Consider the following 15916-nt stretch of genomic DNA (forward strand, 5'->3'; position numbering starts at 1 on the left):
AATCTATTTCTCGCGACTAAAATTAGTCAAACGTATCATTTTGTAGCTTTACATCTCTTTTTTGGTCTTATATAACTATCATACTACTACTTAACTACATCATATTTACCACTTGACATTTGCATTAACACTAGTTTATAGTGGTATTAGAAATACGTTCTCGTGACGAGAAATTAAGTAAAAACTAAGCGTGAAAAATATTGACCAAAGCATAGATAAATATATTAGCGTATCCGCAATAGTGAGAAATGCTAAAGAGGCTGGGTATGACTTCGGCAGTGGTAATCCAATTAATCGCATTCGCCATTACATCAAGCTAGGCTTGCTACCACATATGTTACGTCAACAGTCAGGTCCACACCTTTCTTATACTGAAGGATTTTTACCTCTCTACTCTATAGTCCTGCTTTTGAAAATACAGGATCTAAAGCAACAAGGAAGAAATATAGATGAGATTCAGGTGCTCATAAGTGATGAGCTTGCGCATTATAAGAGATCTGAGCTATTGGCTAAGTTAGGTGACTTTAACCGACCCGCTAACGCTTTTTACTCCACCTTGCTTGTTCTTTCCACGTTAGTGGTTGTATTTTCTTTACATACACCCCATGTTGAGACTGTGTTTGGAAATGTAGGTCAAGTCCAACCAGCTAAACAACTGGAAATAAAAGATGGACTAGAAAATATATCTGTTTCCAATAAGACTGGTAATAAGATTCCCGATGTCTTGGGCTTGGATATATCCCTTAAGGATAAGCCTGAACCAGAAAATATGGATTTACTGTTTTATAAGAGTGTACATAGTTGTATCAACTAATAGTTGACAGTAAGTTTTTGTCTATGATACAGTCTCGTTTATTGAAATAAAAATGGGTAAACCATGAAACAAATGAAACTATTTAGAAACATAATATTATATTTGGTCAGTTTTCTTTTGCCTGTCTTCTTCTTGCCAGCAGTTTTTGGAGACTCCATTGGGATTCCTAAATTATTAGTGCTTCTTGTTGGTAATGTTGGACTACTTCTGTTCTGGGCATACGAAGTTTACCGCACGGGCTCCCTAAGATGGATGAGCACCTCTTTTGATATGCCACTATTAGCTTTGGCAGTTTCTTATATTGCAGGCGCTATATTTGCCTCATCTAATACCATTGGCTCTTTGTTATCTCCCGCCGCGGCGGGAGCGATGTTAATGTTGATACTATTCTATATTCTAGTAGTCCAAACAAAAGCTATAGTGAGTAAACAGAGTGACATTCATATGTTTCATGGTTTACCTATAGAGGCAAATGCAGACAAACTGCCAATTGCTAGATTTGTTACCATGATAAGCAATAGTGATTATGCTTTAGTAAATGGCTTACTACACGGAGCGCTTGTGGTTGCAGTGTGGAATCTTATAAATGTTGGCATGGAGTTAGCAAACTTTAGTTACACAACTAATATTGGACAGGTGACCCTGCAATTTCCATTATCACAGCTGTCGCCCCTGGGGGACGTTATCTCTCAAGCTGTATTTTTGTTAATTGTGCTTGCATATCTACTTCTTAACCTACCTAAGCGCGGTCTATTTGGCTACATCTGCCTTGCAATCTTATCGTTGGGAATTATAGGAACTGGATACGTGTTATCTCAAGTTTCTCCTTTTCCTTTATTACCGTTTAAGTTTGGCTGGATTATAGCAATTGAAAGCTTTAAAAATGCTCCGATATTTGGAGTTGGGCCTGATGGATTCATTACTGCCTTTACTCGTTATAAACCAGCAAGTATTAATTTGACTGATTATTGGACTGCTTCCTTTGGTCTCTCTAGTAATATGTATTTTCATTTATTAACTACAGTGGGAATATTGGGACTTGGAAGCTACCTATTGCTAGTGCGTAGAGTGCACGTTCTATTTAGACATGCTGAGAAAAACAATAAGGGCATTTTGAGAGTTATATTAGGTATCTTTTTAATTCAGCTACTTATACCGTTTGGTATGACTTTGCTATTTGCTCAACTGGTTCTGCTTCTAGAGTACGGCGTGAAGTCTAGTTCGCCTGCTACAAAAATTAAGTTGGTTAAGATTTCTGACGCATTTAATGTTGATTAATTTAATGGGTAAACCATGAAATCACGCTTAGCGTGATGAAACAAATGAATAAACAAAATACAGTATTTAGCTACATAGTATTAACACTGGGTCTAGCTCTGGCGGGAGGGTTATCGTATGTAGGTTATAGAGTTGCTGCTGGAGAGTATGTATTCGGTAGATCAATAAGAGAAGCGGCTGCCAATCGTGGAGATGCAACTTACAATTCACAGATTCAAGCTATTGGGCTCAATCCTTATGATATAAGATATAGACTGAGTTATGCTCAGACTAACCTTGCGATAGCTAATTCTTTAGCGGCTAACAAAGACTTAACAGATCAAGATAGGCAGATTATTCAGCAGCTAGTAACTCAATCTATAGAGCAAGCAAAAAATGCCATAGCCATAGACAGCTTAAGAGCTGATAGCTGGGCGGTTCTAGCTAATATCTATCAGAGTCTCATAAATGTGGCAGAAGGATCAGATCAATGGGCAGTTGCTACATATCAGCAGGCGATTGCTGTTGATCCTAATAATGCACAGCTAAGGTTGGCATATGGTCAGTTATTATTTAGCTTAAATGAATTTGAGGCATCCCAACGTCAGTTTGAGCTAGCGGTTTCCTTAAAACAGGACTATACAAATGCTTTTTATAATCTTGCTTTTGCATACAGCAAGCAAGAGAAACTACTTCAAGCACAGTCGGCAATGACACAAGTATTAACTTTAGTTGAAAGAGATTCGGACGATTATAAAAATGCTCAAGAGCGTTTAACTGAAATTAACGACTTGATTGTTCAAACCCAACCTCAACAGCCAGCTGAAGGCGCACAGGATGTACAAAATAATCAACAGGCAGTTACAAGTCCTTCCCCCACGCCTAAACCAGTGTTGTTTGGCCCTGAAGAGGCAACGAATGAGGCTTTTATGGAACCGCCACTAGAATTGGATGAGAAGAGCGCAGCTCCAAATGTAACCGTTGCTCCTACTAAAGCCACTCAGTAGTTAGCTTTCTTAAGAAGTTTTAAGTATAGAGTATATGCTTGTTTACCGAGGTATTCACTTGAAAGTAAATTGAAAGGCAACTGTGGATCTTCTTTTAGGATGGCGAGGTACTCAAAAGCTATATGCAAACACTCTCTTTTAACCTTAGTTGCCTTATAATGACTGTGTCTTCCTATGAATAGTGCATACTTATTATTAATGTCTTCGAGATTATAGATCTTCCAAACCAATTCTTTAAAACTTAAAGCCTCGCCATATATGCCGCTTTGTTTAAGTTCGGAGACCACAATCTGATCATTGAGCTGACCATCTTGGTTTAGCTTAAGAATGGTGGAATGAGGATTATATGGGGTTAGATATACGCTCTGCTGTATCATCACGGCGCTTAAGCTGACTAGTGCCTTACGGAAGGCGTCACGGCGCTGGTTGTGCTTAATCTGAAAATCATAGGTAACCAGATATAGCTTATTGTCCCAGCTACGCTGTTCATCATAAAAAGGAATCTGCCCTTGTAGTCTTTTTAAGCCTTGCTTGGTCAAAATATACTGTTTGTGTTTAGCTTTATTGTTTAATTTAATCAAGTTGGCTTGACTAAGATTGTAAACTGCTTTTTGAATCTGAGCAGGGCTAAATACATTAAGCAGCTTGTCTGACTCATTAAATCCTCCACTTTCAATTGCATATAGCACAATATTGTTTAGGCCGTCGATCAAGCCTAAACTAAGATCATTCACTCTTTTACGGGTGCTAGGCATGTTTTCAATCTAACAAATATTTCTAGATAATGCAATCATCTACTGTTTAGATCTAGAAATATTCTATTTTAAAACCCGGTTTTAAAACACTTCTGTGGACCTACTGGGAATCGGACCCAGGACACGGTATACCACTTACCTATAGGCCCTTACTGTAGGAAGCTCATGGGGTTAAGGGCAACTCCATTTTTGCGAATTTCAAAATGTAAGTGAGTACCAGTTGACCGACCAGTTGACCCCATCTGACCGATGGACTGTCCCCTAGCGACGGCGTCACCCACGTTTACATAATACTGGGAAAGATGTGCGTAGAGCGTCTGAAAGCCATTGCCATGGTCGACAATCACATGACAGCCATATCCCCATTTTAGACAGCCTGCATATACAACCGTACCTGTGTCGGCTGCGGCAATTGATGGTGCTTGCTTATTGGCAATGTCTATAGCTTTGTGATACCAAACAAAGTTTTGAGTAATTCTACCATTTGTTGGCCATAGGAATTGGCCATCTCCATGGGCAATAATCTCAGGGGCAAGTGGAACTTGACGAATGACTGGCTTTGCGCCTTGAATAACTCCATCGGGTACAATTAAGATCTGACCTGTGTCTAAGGCGAAAGTTTCTAAATCGGCGAACTCATTAAAGGGAAAATTTACTATATTTTGAGCTTCAGCCTGGTATTTTTTGGAAATAGAATAGACAGTTTCCCCTTTTTTAACTGTATGCACTACTCCTGAAACAGGTGGGACTTTTAGCATTGTCTCGATCTTGAGCACGGGATTTTTGACAGTTAGATCATTTGCCCATTTAATGGTATCTTCAGAAACACCAAACTGTTCTGCAATAGATGAAACAGTGTCACCCTCTCGAACAACGTACTCAATAACCTGATCACGTGGTTTTTCTGAGATCTGAGTAGAAGTAGATATTTCATCATATGTGAGCGATGACAATACCGCAGAAGGTGATTCATAGTCCTCAAAGCCCGTTCCCCCCACAATTGGATGACTTTCTTTAATGATTGGAGCTACAATAAAGCCCGCTCCAACTATAACAAATACCGATACGTTTAGGAATGAGCGCGAATAACGACCTCGTTTATGCAATAGAAATGTAACTATAATCCCTTTAAAGCTTTCAAAGTGTTCAGCAAAAAATTCTAACTTAGACTTGATATAGCTAGCGCTAAATTTAAGCCATAATTTCAAATCCTGCAGGAGAGCAGCTAGGTCACGTTTTAAGCGTGCCTTTTGATGATGCCAATGAATTCGGTTTATCATTGTTTGGGCACTGGAATTATACCAAAGATTCCAAGCTGAGATTTAGAATCCTTTGTCAAACATCCAGCGTTTGACACTTTTCCATTAATCCCGCAAGGTCTGACCTTGTGGAGTTATTCTTATCCTTCTTTGAGGTTATCCAAGAACTCCTTGTTGTTCTTTGACTTCTTGATCTGGCTAATTAGCGTAATGATGCGCTCCTCATCACTTCCAAGTAGAGAAAGCATGTTGCGGAGAGTCACAATCTTTGGAAGGTCTTCTTTGCTGATAAGTAGCTCTTCTTTTCTTGTAGATGACTTATCTATGTCTATTGCTGGATAGATCCGGCGATTAGCAAGCTTCCGACTAAGATGCACCTCCATATTACCTGTTCCTTTAAACTCTTCATAGATTAGTTCGTCCATTCGACTACCTGTATCTACCAAGGCAGTGCCTATAATAGTTAAGCTTCCACCACCCTCGCAGTTTCTAGCTGCTCCTAAGAAATGCTTAGCTGGATATAAAGCTGCAGGGTCAAACCCTCCTGACAATGTTCTTCCCGATGGTGAAACATTTAGATTGTAAGCGCGGGCTAAACGTGTAATTGAATCAAGAAGCACCACAACGTCTTTACCTAGCTCAACTAGGCGACGAGCCCTATCTAATGCAATTTCAGCAACTCGAGTCTGTTTTTCGGGAGCTTCATCAAAATTTGAGGCAACTACTTCACCTTTAATTGACCTACTCATATCTGTTACTTCTTCTGGTCTTTCACCAATTAATACAGCCATAATATGAGCATCAGGAAAGTTTTGAGCAACGCCATGGGCAATGTCTTTCAGAACAGTTGTTTTACCAGACTGGGGTTGACTCACAATTAACCCCCGCTGACCAAAACCAATTGGACTTATAAGATCAATAATTCGCGTGCTGAGGGTGTCTTGATCGGTTTCAAGTATTAGCTGCTTATCTGGATATATTGGAACTAACTCGTCATATTTAGGGCGGCGGGTTGCTTTACTACTGTCATCTCCATTGACTTTGTCTACTCTAAGTAATCCCCAATAACGTTCACTTTCTTTAGGTGGACGAGCAATTCCACTTACTTGATCGCCCGATCTGAGCCAAAATTTGTGAATTTGAGATTGGCTTATATAGATATCATCAGGTGAGTGATGAAATTTGGGCCGCAAAAACCCATGTCCATTTGGATTTAAATCTAGAATTCCTGTTACAACCTCGGTATCGTCAGATTTTTCAGGTAGTTTTGTTTCGTCTGTTTCTGCCATAAAGCTCAGAGATCTAAAATAATTGGGTAAAGTGTAATCCATTGGACTACAACTTTCGAAGCTCCTTTATATTAGCTTACCTTGCTAACTTTGTCAAATTACATTAAATACATTAAAATAGCTTATATGAATAATCTTAAGCTCCCTCCTTTGTTTAAAGCATTGCGACCTGGTCAATGGATAAAGAATCTATTGCTGTTTGCTGCAATCATTTTTAATGGCAAACTGTTTGACCCTATTTTCCTACTCCGCTCCATTGAGGGCTTTATTGTATTTTGCGCTATATCATCAGCTAGTTATTTATTAAATGACATCATTGATGAGCCGTTCGACAAAAAACATCCCAAGAAGAAATTTCGACCAATAGCCTCGGGCATGTTTCCAAAGTCGCGCGCTTTTGAGATTATTATTCTACTTACCATCTTGGGATTTGTGGCGGCATTTGCGATCCGTGTGAACTTCTTTTTTATTACCGTGGGATTTTTTGCATTACATGTTCTGTACTCTTTCTATCTTAAGCGCTTTGCTATTTTGGATATATTGGCGATCGCATTGTCATTCGTGCTGAGAGCTTTTGCAGGAGAGGTGCTAACGGGTCTTCACTTGCCAGTATGGTTGATGTTTACGGTGGTCTTTTTGTCATTGTTTATTGCTGCCAGCAAACGCCGCTCCGAGTTTACACATGAAGGTACTAGAACAAGGACTTCACTGAAACATTACCATGAAAAAATGCTGGATTTTTATGTTTCTACTTTTGCTACAGCTTCTATTGTGACTTATGCAATGTTTACGTTCATCGAAGGAACGCTTAAGTTCCCTAAGAGCGAAGCAAGGCTACTAACTCCTCTGCTTTTACAGTATGCTCCGCATATTTTGGAGCGCAAGTGGTTAATGATAACAGTTCCTTTTGTAATTATTGGGATCATGCGCTATGCCCAGCTTATTTATGAACGCTCACTTGGGCAAGAGCCGGAAAGATTGATTACCTCAGACATGCCTCTTGTCTTAACAGTTTTGGGATGGGGGTTAAGCATCATCTTAATTCTGTATGTCATCTAAACAAACCTTAACTTCGAGAACCCGCTTCTCGATACTAATTTTACTTATCTTAATAGTAGCTTTAGGAGGATTATTGCGATTTTATGGCCTAACCTGGGGAGATGGTTTATTTTTCCACCCTGACGAAAATAACATGGCGAGGGCAATATCCCAGCTGAACCTAAACAGTGGTTTTCATCCTGATTTTTTTGCTTATGGACAACTTCCTTTGTATCTAGTTTACTTCAGCTACCAGCTTGTTCATGGTCTGGATTTAAGACTGGTTCCGTTTAAAGAAGCGATCTATAACTTGCGTTTCTGGTCAGCGCTCTTCTCTACATTGACTATTCCCCTGGTATATTTGATATCCCGCAAACTACTTTCTACCTCCTACTCCCTACTGACTGCTGTTTTAGTAGCGTTTATGCCGGGGCTAATTCAAGCTGCTCATTTTGGCACAACAGAATCACTACTAACTTTCTTCTTCATGTTAATTATCTACCTCACTCTCCACTTAGGACCTGGTCCTAAGTATAGATCAATACTTATGGGAATCGTCTTTGGGCTAGCGGTTGGAACTAAGGTTTCGGCTTTGTATTTTATAGCACCCGTTATTGTTGCCAGCTTATATGTTGCGCGGGACTGGAAAAGGTTTATTTATTTCTGGCTTATATTTACGGTATTTGCAGTGCTGGTTGCACTGTTAGCTTCACCATATAACCTCGTTGATTACGAGTCATATCTCTCATCGATGAGATATGAGTCAGCTGTAGCCCTTGGAGAGGTTAAGGTTTTTTATACCAGACAGTTTGAGAACTCAGTACCTTTGGTTTTCCAGGCAATTAGAGTTTTTCCGTTTGCGGTTGGATTTATTACCAGTATTTTTGGTTTATTTGGGTTATTACTATCACTTAGAGAATATAGGAAGCAGTTTTTTGTAATTTTGATATTTTCATTTTTATTTATTATTGCTGTAAACTCATTAATTTTTGCCAAATGGACAAGGTTTATGACGCCAGCCTATCCCCTATTTGCGGTATTCACGGCTTACGCACTCTATAAACTGCAAAATAAACTAGCAGTAATACTAGTTCTGCTTTTTACAGTGGCTCAGGGAGTATTGCTTTTTCAGATATATACAATGCCTGACACTAGAATTGCGGCATCTACCTGGATTAATGAGAATATTCCTGATGGCAGTTACATACTGTCTGAAACTGCCAATGTAGTTGATATTCCCGTACGCAATGAAAATGAACTTACTGTGATTTCCTTTGATTTCTATCACCTAGATCAGGAAGAAGAGCTGTCTGATCAGCTGATCAACCACCTAGAAAAAGCAGATTATATTTTTGTTCCCTCTAGGCGTCTATTTGCAAATCTACCTCAGAACGCCGGTAATTATCCATTATTAGAAAAATATTACGATGCACTATTTTCAGGTCGTCTGGGATTTGAACTTATCCACACCCAACCCCCCTATTTTGAACCCAGAAGGTCAGACCTTCTGGGTTCATTTGAGGAGATTTGGGCGGAGGAGACGTTTACTGTATTTGATCACCCAACGATTCGGGTTTATAAGAAAGTTGATGTGCTAGAATAATTAGATGAACATATTAATCACGGGTGGAGCTGGATTTTTAGGTCTTCACCTGGCGACTTATTTTCATAAGAAAAAGCATAGCTTGACTCTAGTAGACATTAACCCCTTTAATAAGACTGAATATCCGCGAGATTGCAAGATGATTTTGGCTGACGTAAGAGACAAAAAGAAGATGAAGAAACTTATGAAAGGAATAGACGTTGTAATCCATACAGCCGCTGCTCTCCCCTTATCTAAACCTGAAACTATTATGGATGTAAATATCATGGGAACTAAGAGTATTCTTGAAGTTGCCAAAGCTAATAGTGTGAAGAGGGTTATTCATATCTCCTCTACGGCTGTGTATGGTGTGCCAAAAAAACATCCAGTGTATGAAGATGATACACTAATTGGTGTAGGACCATATGGTAAGAGCAAGATAGCGGCAGAAAATTATTGCTTGCAAGCCATGGCTAAAGGATTAAATGTGACAATAATCCGCCCTAAGACGTTTGTAGGTACTGGAAGATTGGGAGTGTTTGAGATTTTGTTTGATTGGATACATGATGGGAAAAAAATTCCAGTGATTGGTAGTGGAAACAATCGATACCAGCTTCTGGATGTTGATGATCTGATAGAGGCAATTTATCTAATATCTTCAAGAGACTTAAAAAAATACAACGCTATCTATAATATTGGCGCAGCAGAATTTAGTACAGTTAAAAATGACTTGGGAGCACTGTTTGAATTTGCTGGTTCTCGCTCAAAGCTAGTTCCTACTCCAGCTGGTCCAGTTAAAGGCGCCCTCTGGTTTTTTGAAAAAATAGGATTATCGCCTTTATATCAGTGGGTTTATGACACGGCAGACAAAGATTCATTTGTGTCGATAGATAAACTCACAAAGGACTTGAACTGGAAACCTAAGCACTCCAATCGCCAGGCTCTTATTAAAGCTTATAAGTGGTATTTATCTAACTATGATGAAATTAAAGCAAGATCTACCGGAATTACACATACCGTGGGCTGGAAACAAGGAATACTGGGGATTGTAAAGAAATTCCTCTAAATGAAAAAATATCTACTGCCTATTATTCTACTGCTAGCCTTATTCTTAAGACTGTATGGCATAGACTGGGATGCCGGATTTCATCTACATCCCGATGAAAGAATGCTGATTATGGTGGCAGAACGTTTGCGCTTTCCAGATGCCCTTAACCCAGATTTTTTTGCGTATGGATCTTTTCCTATATACTTGTTGAAGTTTTTAAGCTGGTTAGTTGGATTGGATAGTTATAGTGGAATGTTGTACATAGGAAGAGCTATTTCGGCGTTATTTGATACAGGAACGGTCTTACTGGTATATTTCATTGCCAAACAAATAAAGCCCAAAATTGCTGATCTTGCTGCATTTTTCTATGCAGTATCCGTGCTACCTATGCAGTCAGCGCACTTTTTTATCTCAGATATTCCCCTCACTTTTTTTACCACTCTAACCCTCTATCTACTCCTAAAACTAATATCGAGGACCAGGTATTCTATACGATTGGCGATAGGATTAGGTGCCGCTATTGGTCTGGCGCTGGCCACAAAAATACCAGCAGTTTTCCTCGCCTTCCCAGTGTTGGCAGTAATTATTCTTCGCCGTGTAAGCTTTAAGCAAGTATTGGTTATTGGAATGGTGTCGTTTATTGTTTTTGCTGTAGCTATGCCATATGCAATACTGGATTTTGCCGAGTTTAGGTCACAGTTAATTCAGCAATCGCTTATGCGCAAAGATGCCTTTATCTTTCCTTATACACTGCAGTATGTTGGCACAAGGGCCTATTTATACTTTATTGATAATATTGTCCGCTGGGGTTTGGGCTGGCCTTTGGGGATATTAGCTATCGCAGGCACTACCTTTGTCTTCTTACATATAAAGGCGAAGCCTTTTATAGTAATTTTTGCTTTTGCAGTTCCCTTTTTTCTCTTTATGGGGTCATCGGCGGTTAAGTTTATGCGCTATATGCTTCCCCTCTATCCTCTACTAGCTATCTTTTCTGCTCTGTTTATATCAAGGGTTCAACCCTTATTAAAATTAAAGGTTGAACCCTTATTAATCGTAATTGTAATTTGGCCACTGGCATTTATGTCTATATATTCTCGTCCGCACTCGAGAGTTGCTGCGTCAGAGTGGATGTTTAGTAATATTCCAGCTGGATCAACCCTGGCGGTAGAACACTGGGACGATAGGTTGCCCTTGCCTATAAAAGACAGTTCTATCTATAGCTATATTGAGCTTCCATTGTATGAATCTGATACACCAGATAAATGGCAGAGCATAAATGAAAAGCTTGTTAATACAGACTATATCATTATGGCTAGCAATCGTCTGTATACACCGCTAATGAAATTGACAGATTGCGAGAATCTCCCACCAGATAGGTGCTATCCACAAACAGCTCAATATTATCAAGACCTGTTTGCTGAAAAGCTAGGCTTTGAGTTAGTAGCTGATTTTGTTAGCTATCCGCGATTTTCAATTTTTAATTTTCAATTTTCAATTCCTGATCAAACATCTGATGAATCATTCACGGTCTACGACCACCCAAGGGTGATGATCTATGAGAAAAATATTGAATAATATCAAATATCAGGATTATTTATTGCTGGTGACATTATATATTGCTACTCTAGTCTTCTATACATGGGGTATAAATTCATGGCGCTTTTCTTTCGTAGGTGATGAATGGTATTTTTTTACTTATGCAGCTGATATAGTCTCAAAGAGTTTCATGGTTAATCCATTCGACCTTAATGGAGTATTCTCTCAAAATCCTGTTCTGGGTAGTATTTGGCAAGCATTATTCATGTGGGTAATAGGAGTCAATAATTTTGCGTGGCGATTCTCAAATGTTATCTTGATAGTTCCTATTTCTTTCTTTAGCTATACATGGTTACGGAGCCTGATTAATCGCAAAGTTGCGCTTATGACGGCGGTATTAATATGTTCTTCTGCTTACTTTGCTAACTTTCTTAAAATTGGCAAAGTAAATCCTCTTGCGTTAGCTATGCTAATGCTCTTATTTTACCTAGCAGAGCAAGCTCGTCTTAAAGATAAAAGATTAAATTATATATTGATTGGAGTTTTGCTTGGCTTATCATTTTATGTATATATTGGTCCTCTCTTCCCTTTTATTCTTAGCCCTTATTTATTACTATTATTCAAGCGTAAAAATCTGGATAAATATATACAGATGGTGATAATTTATCTTATCTTTGTATCTTTAGCTTTATTTTCCATTCAACAACATTTAGGTCCAACAGCAGAAAAAACCATATTGAATCCAGAGTTTGAGAATAAATCACAAGTCATAATAAATATCCTGCGTAATTTCGCCTTGTATTACAAAAATTTCGATTACAACTACAACCATTTTGTTATTGGACCATACTTAGATTTTATTACCCGTATATTGGCTCTAATAGGTTCATTTATGGTCGTTATGAAGATAAAAAATCTATCTTATGCAATTATCTTATCACTGTACATATGCACAATTGTTGCTATTGGAATAACTTCTCCATATGTATATGCACCTACTATGCGAGGGATATATTTTTTGCCATTTGGCTATATATTTGCTGCAATAGCATTGGTAAAAATTAGCAGTTATTTGCCTAAAATTTTAATATATATCCTGATAATCGTAATCTTTGGAATAAATGTGTACCAAAGCCAAATAAGGATATTTCAACTAGTCAACCATCAAGAAACAGCTCTTATTATTAAATATCTACAGCAAGCAGAAGTTGGTAGCGAAAGCGTGTTGTTGCTGAGTGACAGTAGTAGTTTTAATGAATACAACTTAGCTCCTATAAAAATTGCTTATGACCTTATTGAATCCAAGTTAACTGTGATACATTCTTCCAGAGTAGACTGTAATCAGGTAAGTCATAAGACCGTGTTAGTGCCAAAAAGTGAGTTAACTAAAATAGATACGGACTTGTTGAGTGAATGCGATAATATGGATAAGGTGATTATTATAATTCTTGATCCCTTAGTTTCTAAATAAAATACTTCAAATGGGGGGGGTGTTTGTAAGGCAGGCAGCTGTCAAAGTTAATCATTTTTTTCTGCCAGGGAAACTATTGGGAAATTACTGGTTATTATTTTTACATCAACTCCGTACTTATCTTTAAATGCTTTTGATCCTCTCTTTTTATGCGATAACCACTTAATTTCAAAAGCGCTGATCTTTTCTCCATCTTTTACAATCAGGTCAACTTCGCTTCCAGCTCGGGAACGCCAAAAATAAAGTGTTTTCCCAAGCTCGAGCTGAATATTTTCTTTAGCAAGTTCCGAAACAACCCAATTCTCCCACAGTTTTCCTATGTCTGATCTTAAAGGGTTTACGCTTAATTCGCCCAGTAGCGCATTGCGAATACCCGTGTCCCAGAAATAGATCTTTGAATTTTTTGCTATTTCTTTTCGCAAGTTTGTGCTGAAAGCTGGAAGTCTGAAAATAACAAATGTTTGTTCCAAAAGATCAATGTATCTGTCAACCGTAACTCTGGATAAATTTAAATTGTTGGCAAGCTCATTTATAGAGACTTCTGAGCCTGTTTGAAAAGCTAAAAGCATCAGTAGTCTTTTTATTACGCCTGGATCTTTTACTAATCCAAGGTTGAGAATATCTTTAAGGAGAAAGTCGGAAACCAAGTTTGTTAAATATTGCGGTTTCTGTGCAGTTGTTACAGCTTCAGGATAGCTACCGAAAACCAAAGTCTCTAGTAATAGAGTCCTTACTTGTTCAGAAAACTGCCTTTGTATTTTGTTCCAAGAAAAAGCAGTTGAATACCAGTCTTGGGTTGATATTATTTCTTTAAATAGAAGCGGCGTGAGAAAAAGCTTGACATTGCGTCCTGTTAAGCTCTCGGTTGACTGGTTTAATATGTTTAGGCTTGAAGAACCAAGAAGTACTATTTTTGTTGAAATTGCCGAATCGTACCAGCCTTTAACTATCTTTCCGGTTTCTATCAATCCCTGCGCCTCATCAATAACAAGAACTTCAGGCATTCCAAAACTTTTGATTGCCGCTTTTGGTGTGATTTTTGAAGCTGCTAAAAATCTTTGCTTGTCTACTTCAATATCAAGATTAAGGAAATAGACATTTCTAGTCCTAAAAACTTGTTGAACCAATGTGGTTTTTCCAACCTGACGTGAGCCCAAAATAATAACTATTTTTTGAGTCTTTAATAACTGCGCGAGTCGCCCTTGGGCAAGTCTTGGCATGAAATTCATAACTACACTATACAATATGTACTATTATTTTGTCAAGTGCACTATTTGCTTAATAAAATATTTCAAGTGAGGGTGTTTGTGTTTGTATGGTAAGTAGCTGTCAAATAGGTTATAGATCCAGTGGATTTGCGTCTTGGTTGTTTTATTAAGATGCTCAACTATGTCTAAGTTATCCTCCAAAAAGTAATCTACTTTAAGAGATTTAACCATCTTTTCTTTGAACTTGTGGGGTTGATCGTCACTCTCGTTATGATAAATGCCTGAAAAATAGTCATATAGGTCGTTTCGCTTGAGCCAGCGCTCCAGTTGAGGACGCAAGAAGGAGTAGCGACTGGTAATAATAAAGCCTTCGATCTTATTTTTTTTGAGTAGATTGCGTAGCTCATCTATTCCTGGCGCTGGGAAAAAACTTGTTTCGTGGATTAGCTCCCAGATCCTTTTTTCGAAAATGCTTTTTGGATAGTAAAAGCCTAGTTCTTTTTTGCCTAAAATAAGGCTTTTTAAGTATTTTGTGGGCTTTCTAAAAATTCGCAGAGGGTTATAGGCAATAACTCCATCAAAATCAAAACCTACTTTAAGTTTTTTTTGTTTCATCATATTCTGTACATTCCAGAAATGTGCAAGGTTGACATTCCTGGAATGTCTTCTGTTCACTGTTCACTGCTTGCCAGCATATTCCCAAGCACTTTGAACAATCTCCGCAAGATCCGAGTGCTGTGGCTTCCAACCAAGAGCCTGTTTTATCTTTGTTGAATCGGCTACAAGCTCAGCTGCGTCGCCGGGTCGTCTAACCTCAATTTTCACTAAAAGCTCTTTTTGAGTGATTTTTTTTACAGTATCTACGACTTGCCTGTTTGACCAACCTCTACCCGTTCCAACATTGTAAGCGTCGTGACGAGGATCGTTTATTAATGAGCTTAGTGCCATAAGATGGGCTTGGCAGAGATCTACTACGTGAATGTAATCACGGACACAAGTGCCATCAGTAGTGGGATAGTCGTCACCAAAAAGCTTAAATTCAGCTCCTTCTTGAGCAGCTTGAAGAGCCAAAGGAATAATATGGGTTTCGGGCTCATGGGTCTCTCCTAAAGATCCGTCACTGCTGGCACCAGCCAGGTTATAGTAGCGCAAACTTAATGAGCTTAGGTTTTTAGTGCGCCAGAACCAGAGCAACATCTGTTCAACCAATAGTTTACTCTCGCCGTAAGGATTAGTGGGTTTTTTTACTCCTGACTCAACAATTGGAACCACATCGGTATTGCCGTAGACCCCAGCAGATGAGGAAAAAATGAGATTGTTGATACCTGCATTTAGCATTGCAGTTATTAGTGATAAAGATCCAAAAGTGTTTACTTTAAAATACAGCTCGGGCTTGCGGGTAGACTCCTCCATCGAAATTAGTCCAGCAAAATGAATTACAGCATTAGGCTGCTCTGTTTTAAGAATCTCTTCAAGCTTAGCCATGTCTAAGATGTCTTGTTGGTAGAATTTGGCCCTTTTATTGGCTTCTACTGTGGAGTTTTTAGTTCGATCTACTATTACCACTTCGTGATCATTATTAAGAAGCATCTGGACCATTATTGAACCTATGTACCCTGCTCCCCCAGTTACTAGTACCTTCATTCGCCTAT

General features: G+C 38.6%; 14 protein-coding genes. 8 read left to right on the plus strand and 6 right to left on the minus strand.

The genetic code is table 11. From position 1 onward, the window contains the following. The first annotated feature begins 190 nt into the window (after nt 1-190). The 3 genes from CO050_02190 (at nt 191) to CO050_02200 (ending at nt 3078) form a co-directional block, all read left to right on the plus strand. Nucleotides 191-814, plus strand: coding sequence for a hypothetical protein (locus tag CO050_02190; GenBank protein ID PJC31720.1), 624 nt, complete (start codon nt 191-193; stop codon nt 812-814). A gap of 63 nt (nt 815-877) precedes the next feature. Next, nucleotides 878-2092: a hypothetical protein gene (locus CO050_02195; GenBank protein PJC31721.1), complete on the plus strand. Its 1215-nt coding sequence runs from the start codon at nt 878-880 to the stop codon at nt 2090-2092. A gap of 35 nt (nt 2093-2127) precedes the next feature. Continuing rightward, nucleotides 2128-3078 (plus strand): hypothetical protein, encoded by a 951-nt coding sequence (locus CO050_02200; protein PJC31722.1) that lies wholly within the window; start codon nt 2128-2130, stop codon nt 3076-3078. Here the strand turns inward: CO050_02200 and cas2 are convergent. The 3 genes from cas2 to CO050_02215 all read right to left on the minus strand — a co-directional run bounded on the left by cas2 (nt 3072) and on the right by CO050_02215 (nt 6423). Next, entirely contained in the window at nt 3072-3833 is a 762-nt protein-coding gene (gene cas2, locus CO050_02205; GenBank protein ID PJC31723.1) for a CRISPR-associated endonuclease Cas2, read from the minus strand. The genes CO050_02200 and cas2 overlap by 7 nt on opposite strands. Before the next feature lie 149 nt (nt 3834-3982). Further along, complete coding sequence (locus tag CO050_02210) at nt 3983-5113, minus strand: hypothetical protein (protein PJC31724.1); 1131 nt, start codon at nt 5111-5113, stop codon at nt 3983-3985. Nucleotides 5114-5232: 119 nt separating this feature from the next. After that, nucleotides 5233-6423 carry a transcription termination factor Rho gene (locus CO050_02215; GenBank protein ID PJC31725.1) on the minus strand — a complete coding sequence of 397 codons (1191 nt, stop codon included), beginning with the start codon at nt 6421-6423 and terminating at the stop codon, nt 5233-5235. 84 nt (nt 6424-6507) lie between these two features. On the opposite strand from CO050_02215, the gene CO050_02220 reads away from it, so the two are divergent. From CO050_02220 to CO050_02240, 5 genes are read left to right on the plus strand one after another with little or no spacing between them, the layout of a single operon-like run. Further along, nucleotides 6508-7440 carry a hypothetical protein gene (locus CO050_02220; GenBank protein PJC31726.1) on the plus strand — a complete coding sequence of 311 codons (933 nt, stop codon included), beginning with the start codon at nt 6508-6510 and terminating at the stop codon, nt 7438-7440. Further along, nucleotides 7430-9022 carry a hypothetical protein gene (locus CO050_02225; protein PJC31727.1) on the plus strand — a complete coding sequence of 531 codons (1593 nt, stop codon included), beginning with the start codon at nt 7430-7432 and terminating at the stop codon, nt 9020-9022. The genes CO050_02220 and CO050_02225 overlap by 11 nt, the downstream gene beginning before the upstream one ends. A 4-nt stretch (nt 9023-9026) precedes the next feature. Next, nucleotides 9027-10067, plus strand: coding sequence for an epimerase (locus CO050_02230; GenBank protein PJC31728.1), 1041 nt, complete (start codon nt 9027-9029; stop codon nt 10065-10067). Further along, entirely contained in the window at nt 10068-11624 is a 1557-nt protein-coding gene (locus tag CO050_02235) for a hypothetical protein (protein PJC31729.1), read from the plus strand. Further along, on the plus strand, nt 11605-13056 hold the full coding sequence (locus CO050_02240; GenBank protein ID PJC31730.1) for a hypothetical protein: 1452 nt from the start codon (nt 11605-11607) through the stop codon (nt 13054-13056). The genes CO050_02235 and CO050_02240 overlap by 20 nt, the downstream gene beginning before the upstream one ends. Nucleotides 13057-13103: 47 nt before the next feature. Here CO050_02240 and CO050_02245 read toward each other — a convergent pair whose 3' ends face one another. The 3 genes from CO050_02245 to galE all read right to left on the minus strand — a co-directional run bounded on the left by CO050_02245 (nt 13104) and on the right by galE (nt 15908). Further along, nucleotides 13104-14285, minus strand: a complete 1182-nt coding sequence (locus CO050_02245; GenBank protein ID PJC31731.1) for an ATPase — start codon at nt 14283-14285, stop codon at nt 13104-13106. A gap of 24 nt (nt 14286-14309) precedes the next feature. Then, nucleotides 14310-14879, minus strand: coding sequence for a hypothetical protein (locus CO050_02250; protein ID PJC31732.1), 570 nt, complete (start codon nt 14877-14879; stop codon nt 14310-14312). A 63-nt stretch (nt 14880-14942) separates the two neighbouring features. After that, entirely contained in the window at nt 14943-15908 is a 966-nt protein-coding gene (gene galE / locus CO050_02255; protein ID PJC31733.1) for a UDP-glucose 4-epimerase GalE, read from the minus strand. Nucleotides 15909-15916: the final 8 nt, after the last annotated feature.

The sequence above is a fragment of the Candidatus Roizmanbacteria bacterium CG_4_9_14_0_2_um_filter_38_17 genome (assembly GCA_002788855.1).
Classification (GTDB): domain Bacteria; phylum Patescibacteriota; class Microgenomatia.

Excerpts from the sequence above, each read along its gene's own strand:
- CO050_02195 (PJC31721.1), top strand. The coding sequence starts at position 878 with ATGAAACAAATGAAACTATTTAGAAACATAATATTATATTTGGTCAGT.
- CO050_02200 (PJC31722.1), top strand. The coding sequence starts at position 2,128 with ATGAAACAAATGAATAAACAAAATACAGTATTTAGCTACATAGTATTA.
- cas2 (PJC31723.1), bottom strand. The coding sequence starts at position 3,833 with ATGCCTAGCACCCGTAAAAGAGTGAATGATCTTAGTTTAGGCTTGATC.
- CO050_02210 (PJC31724.1), bottom strand. The coding sequence starts at position 5,113 with ATGATAAACCGAATTCATTGGCATCATCAAAAGGCACGCTTAAAACGT.
- CO050_02215 (PJC31725.1), bottom strand. The coding sequence starts at position 6,423 with ATGGATTACACTTTACCCAATTATTTTAGATCTCTGAGCTTTATGGCA.
- CO050_02220 (PJC31726.1), top strand. The coding sequence starts at position 6,508 with ATGAATAATCTTAAGCTCCCTCCTTTGTTTAAAGCATTGCGACCTGGT.
- CO050_02225 (PJC31727.1), top strand. The coding sequence starts at position 7,430 with ATGTCATCTAAACAAACCTTAACTTCGAGAACCCGCTTCTCGATACTA.
- CO050_02230 (PJC31728.1), top strand. The coding sequence starts at position 9,027 with ATGAACATATTAATCACGGGTGGAGCTGGATTTTTAGGTCTTCACCTG.
- CO050_02235 (PJC31729.1), top strand. The coding sequence starts at position 10,068 with ATGAAAAAATATCTACTGCCTATTATTCTACTGCTAGCCTTATTCTTA.
- CO050_02240 (PJC31730.1), top strand. The coding sequence starts at position 11,605 with ATGAGAAAAATATTGAATAATATCAAATATCAGGATTATTTATTGCTG.
- CO050_02245 (PJC31731.1), bottom strand. The coding sequence starts at position 14,285 with ATGAATTTCATGCCAAGACTTGCCCAAGGGCGACTCGCGCAGTTATTA.
- CO050_02250 (PJC31732.1), bottom strand. The coding sequence starts at position 14,879 with ATGAAACAAAAAAAACTTAAAGTAGGTTTTGATTTTGATGGAGTTATT.
- galE (PJC31733.1), bottom strand. The coding sequence starts at position 15,908 with ATGAAGGTACTAGTAACTGGGGGAGCAGGGTACATAGGTTCAATAATG.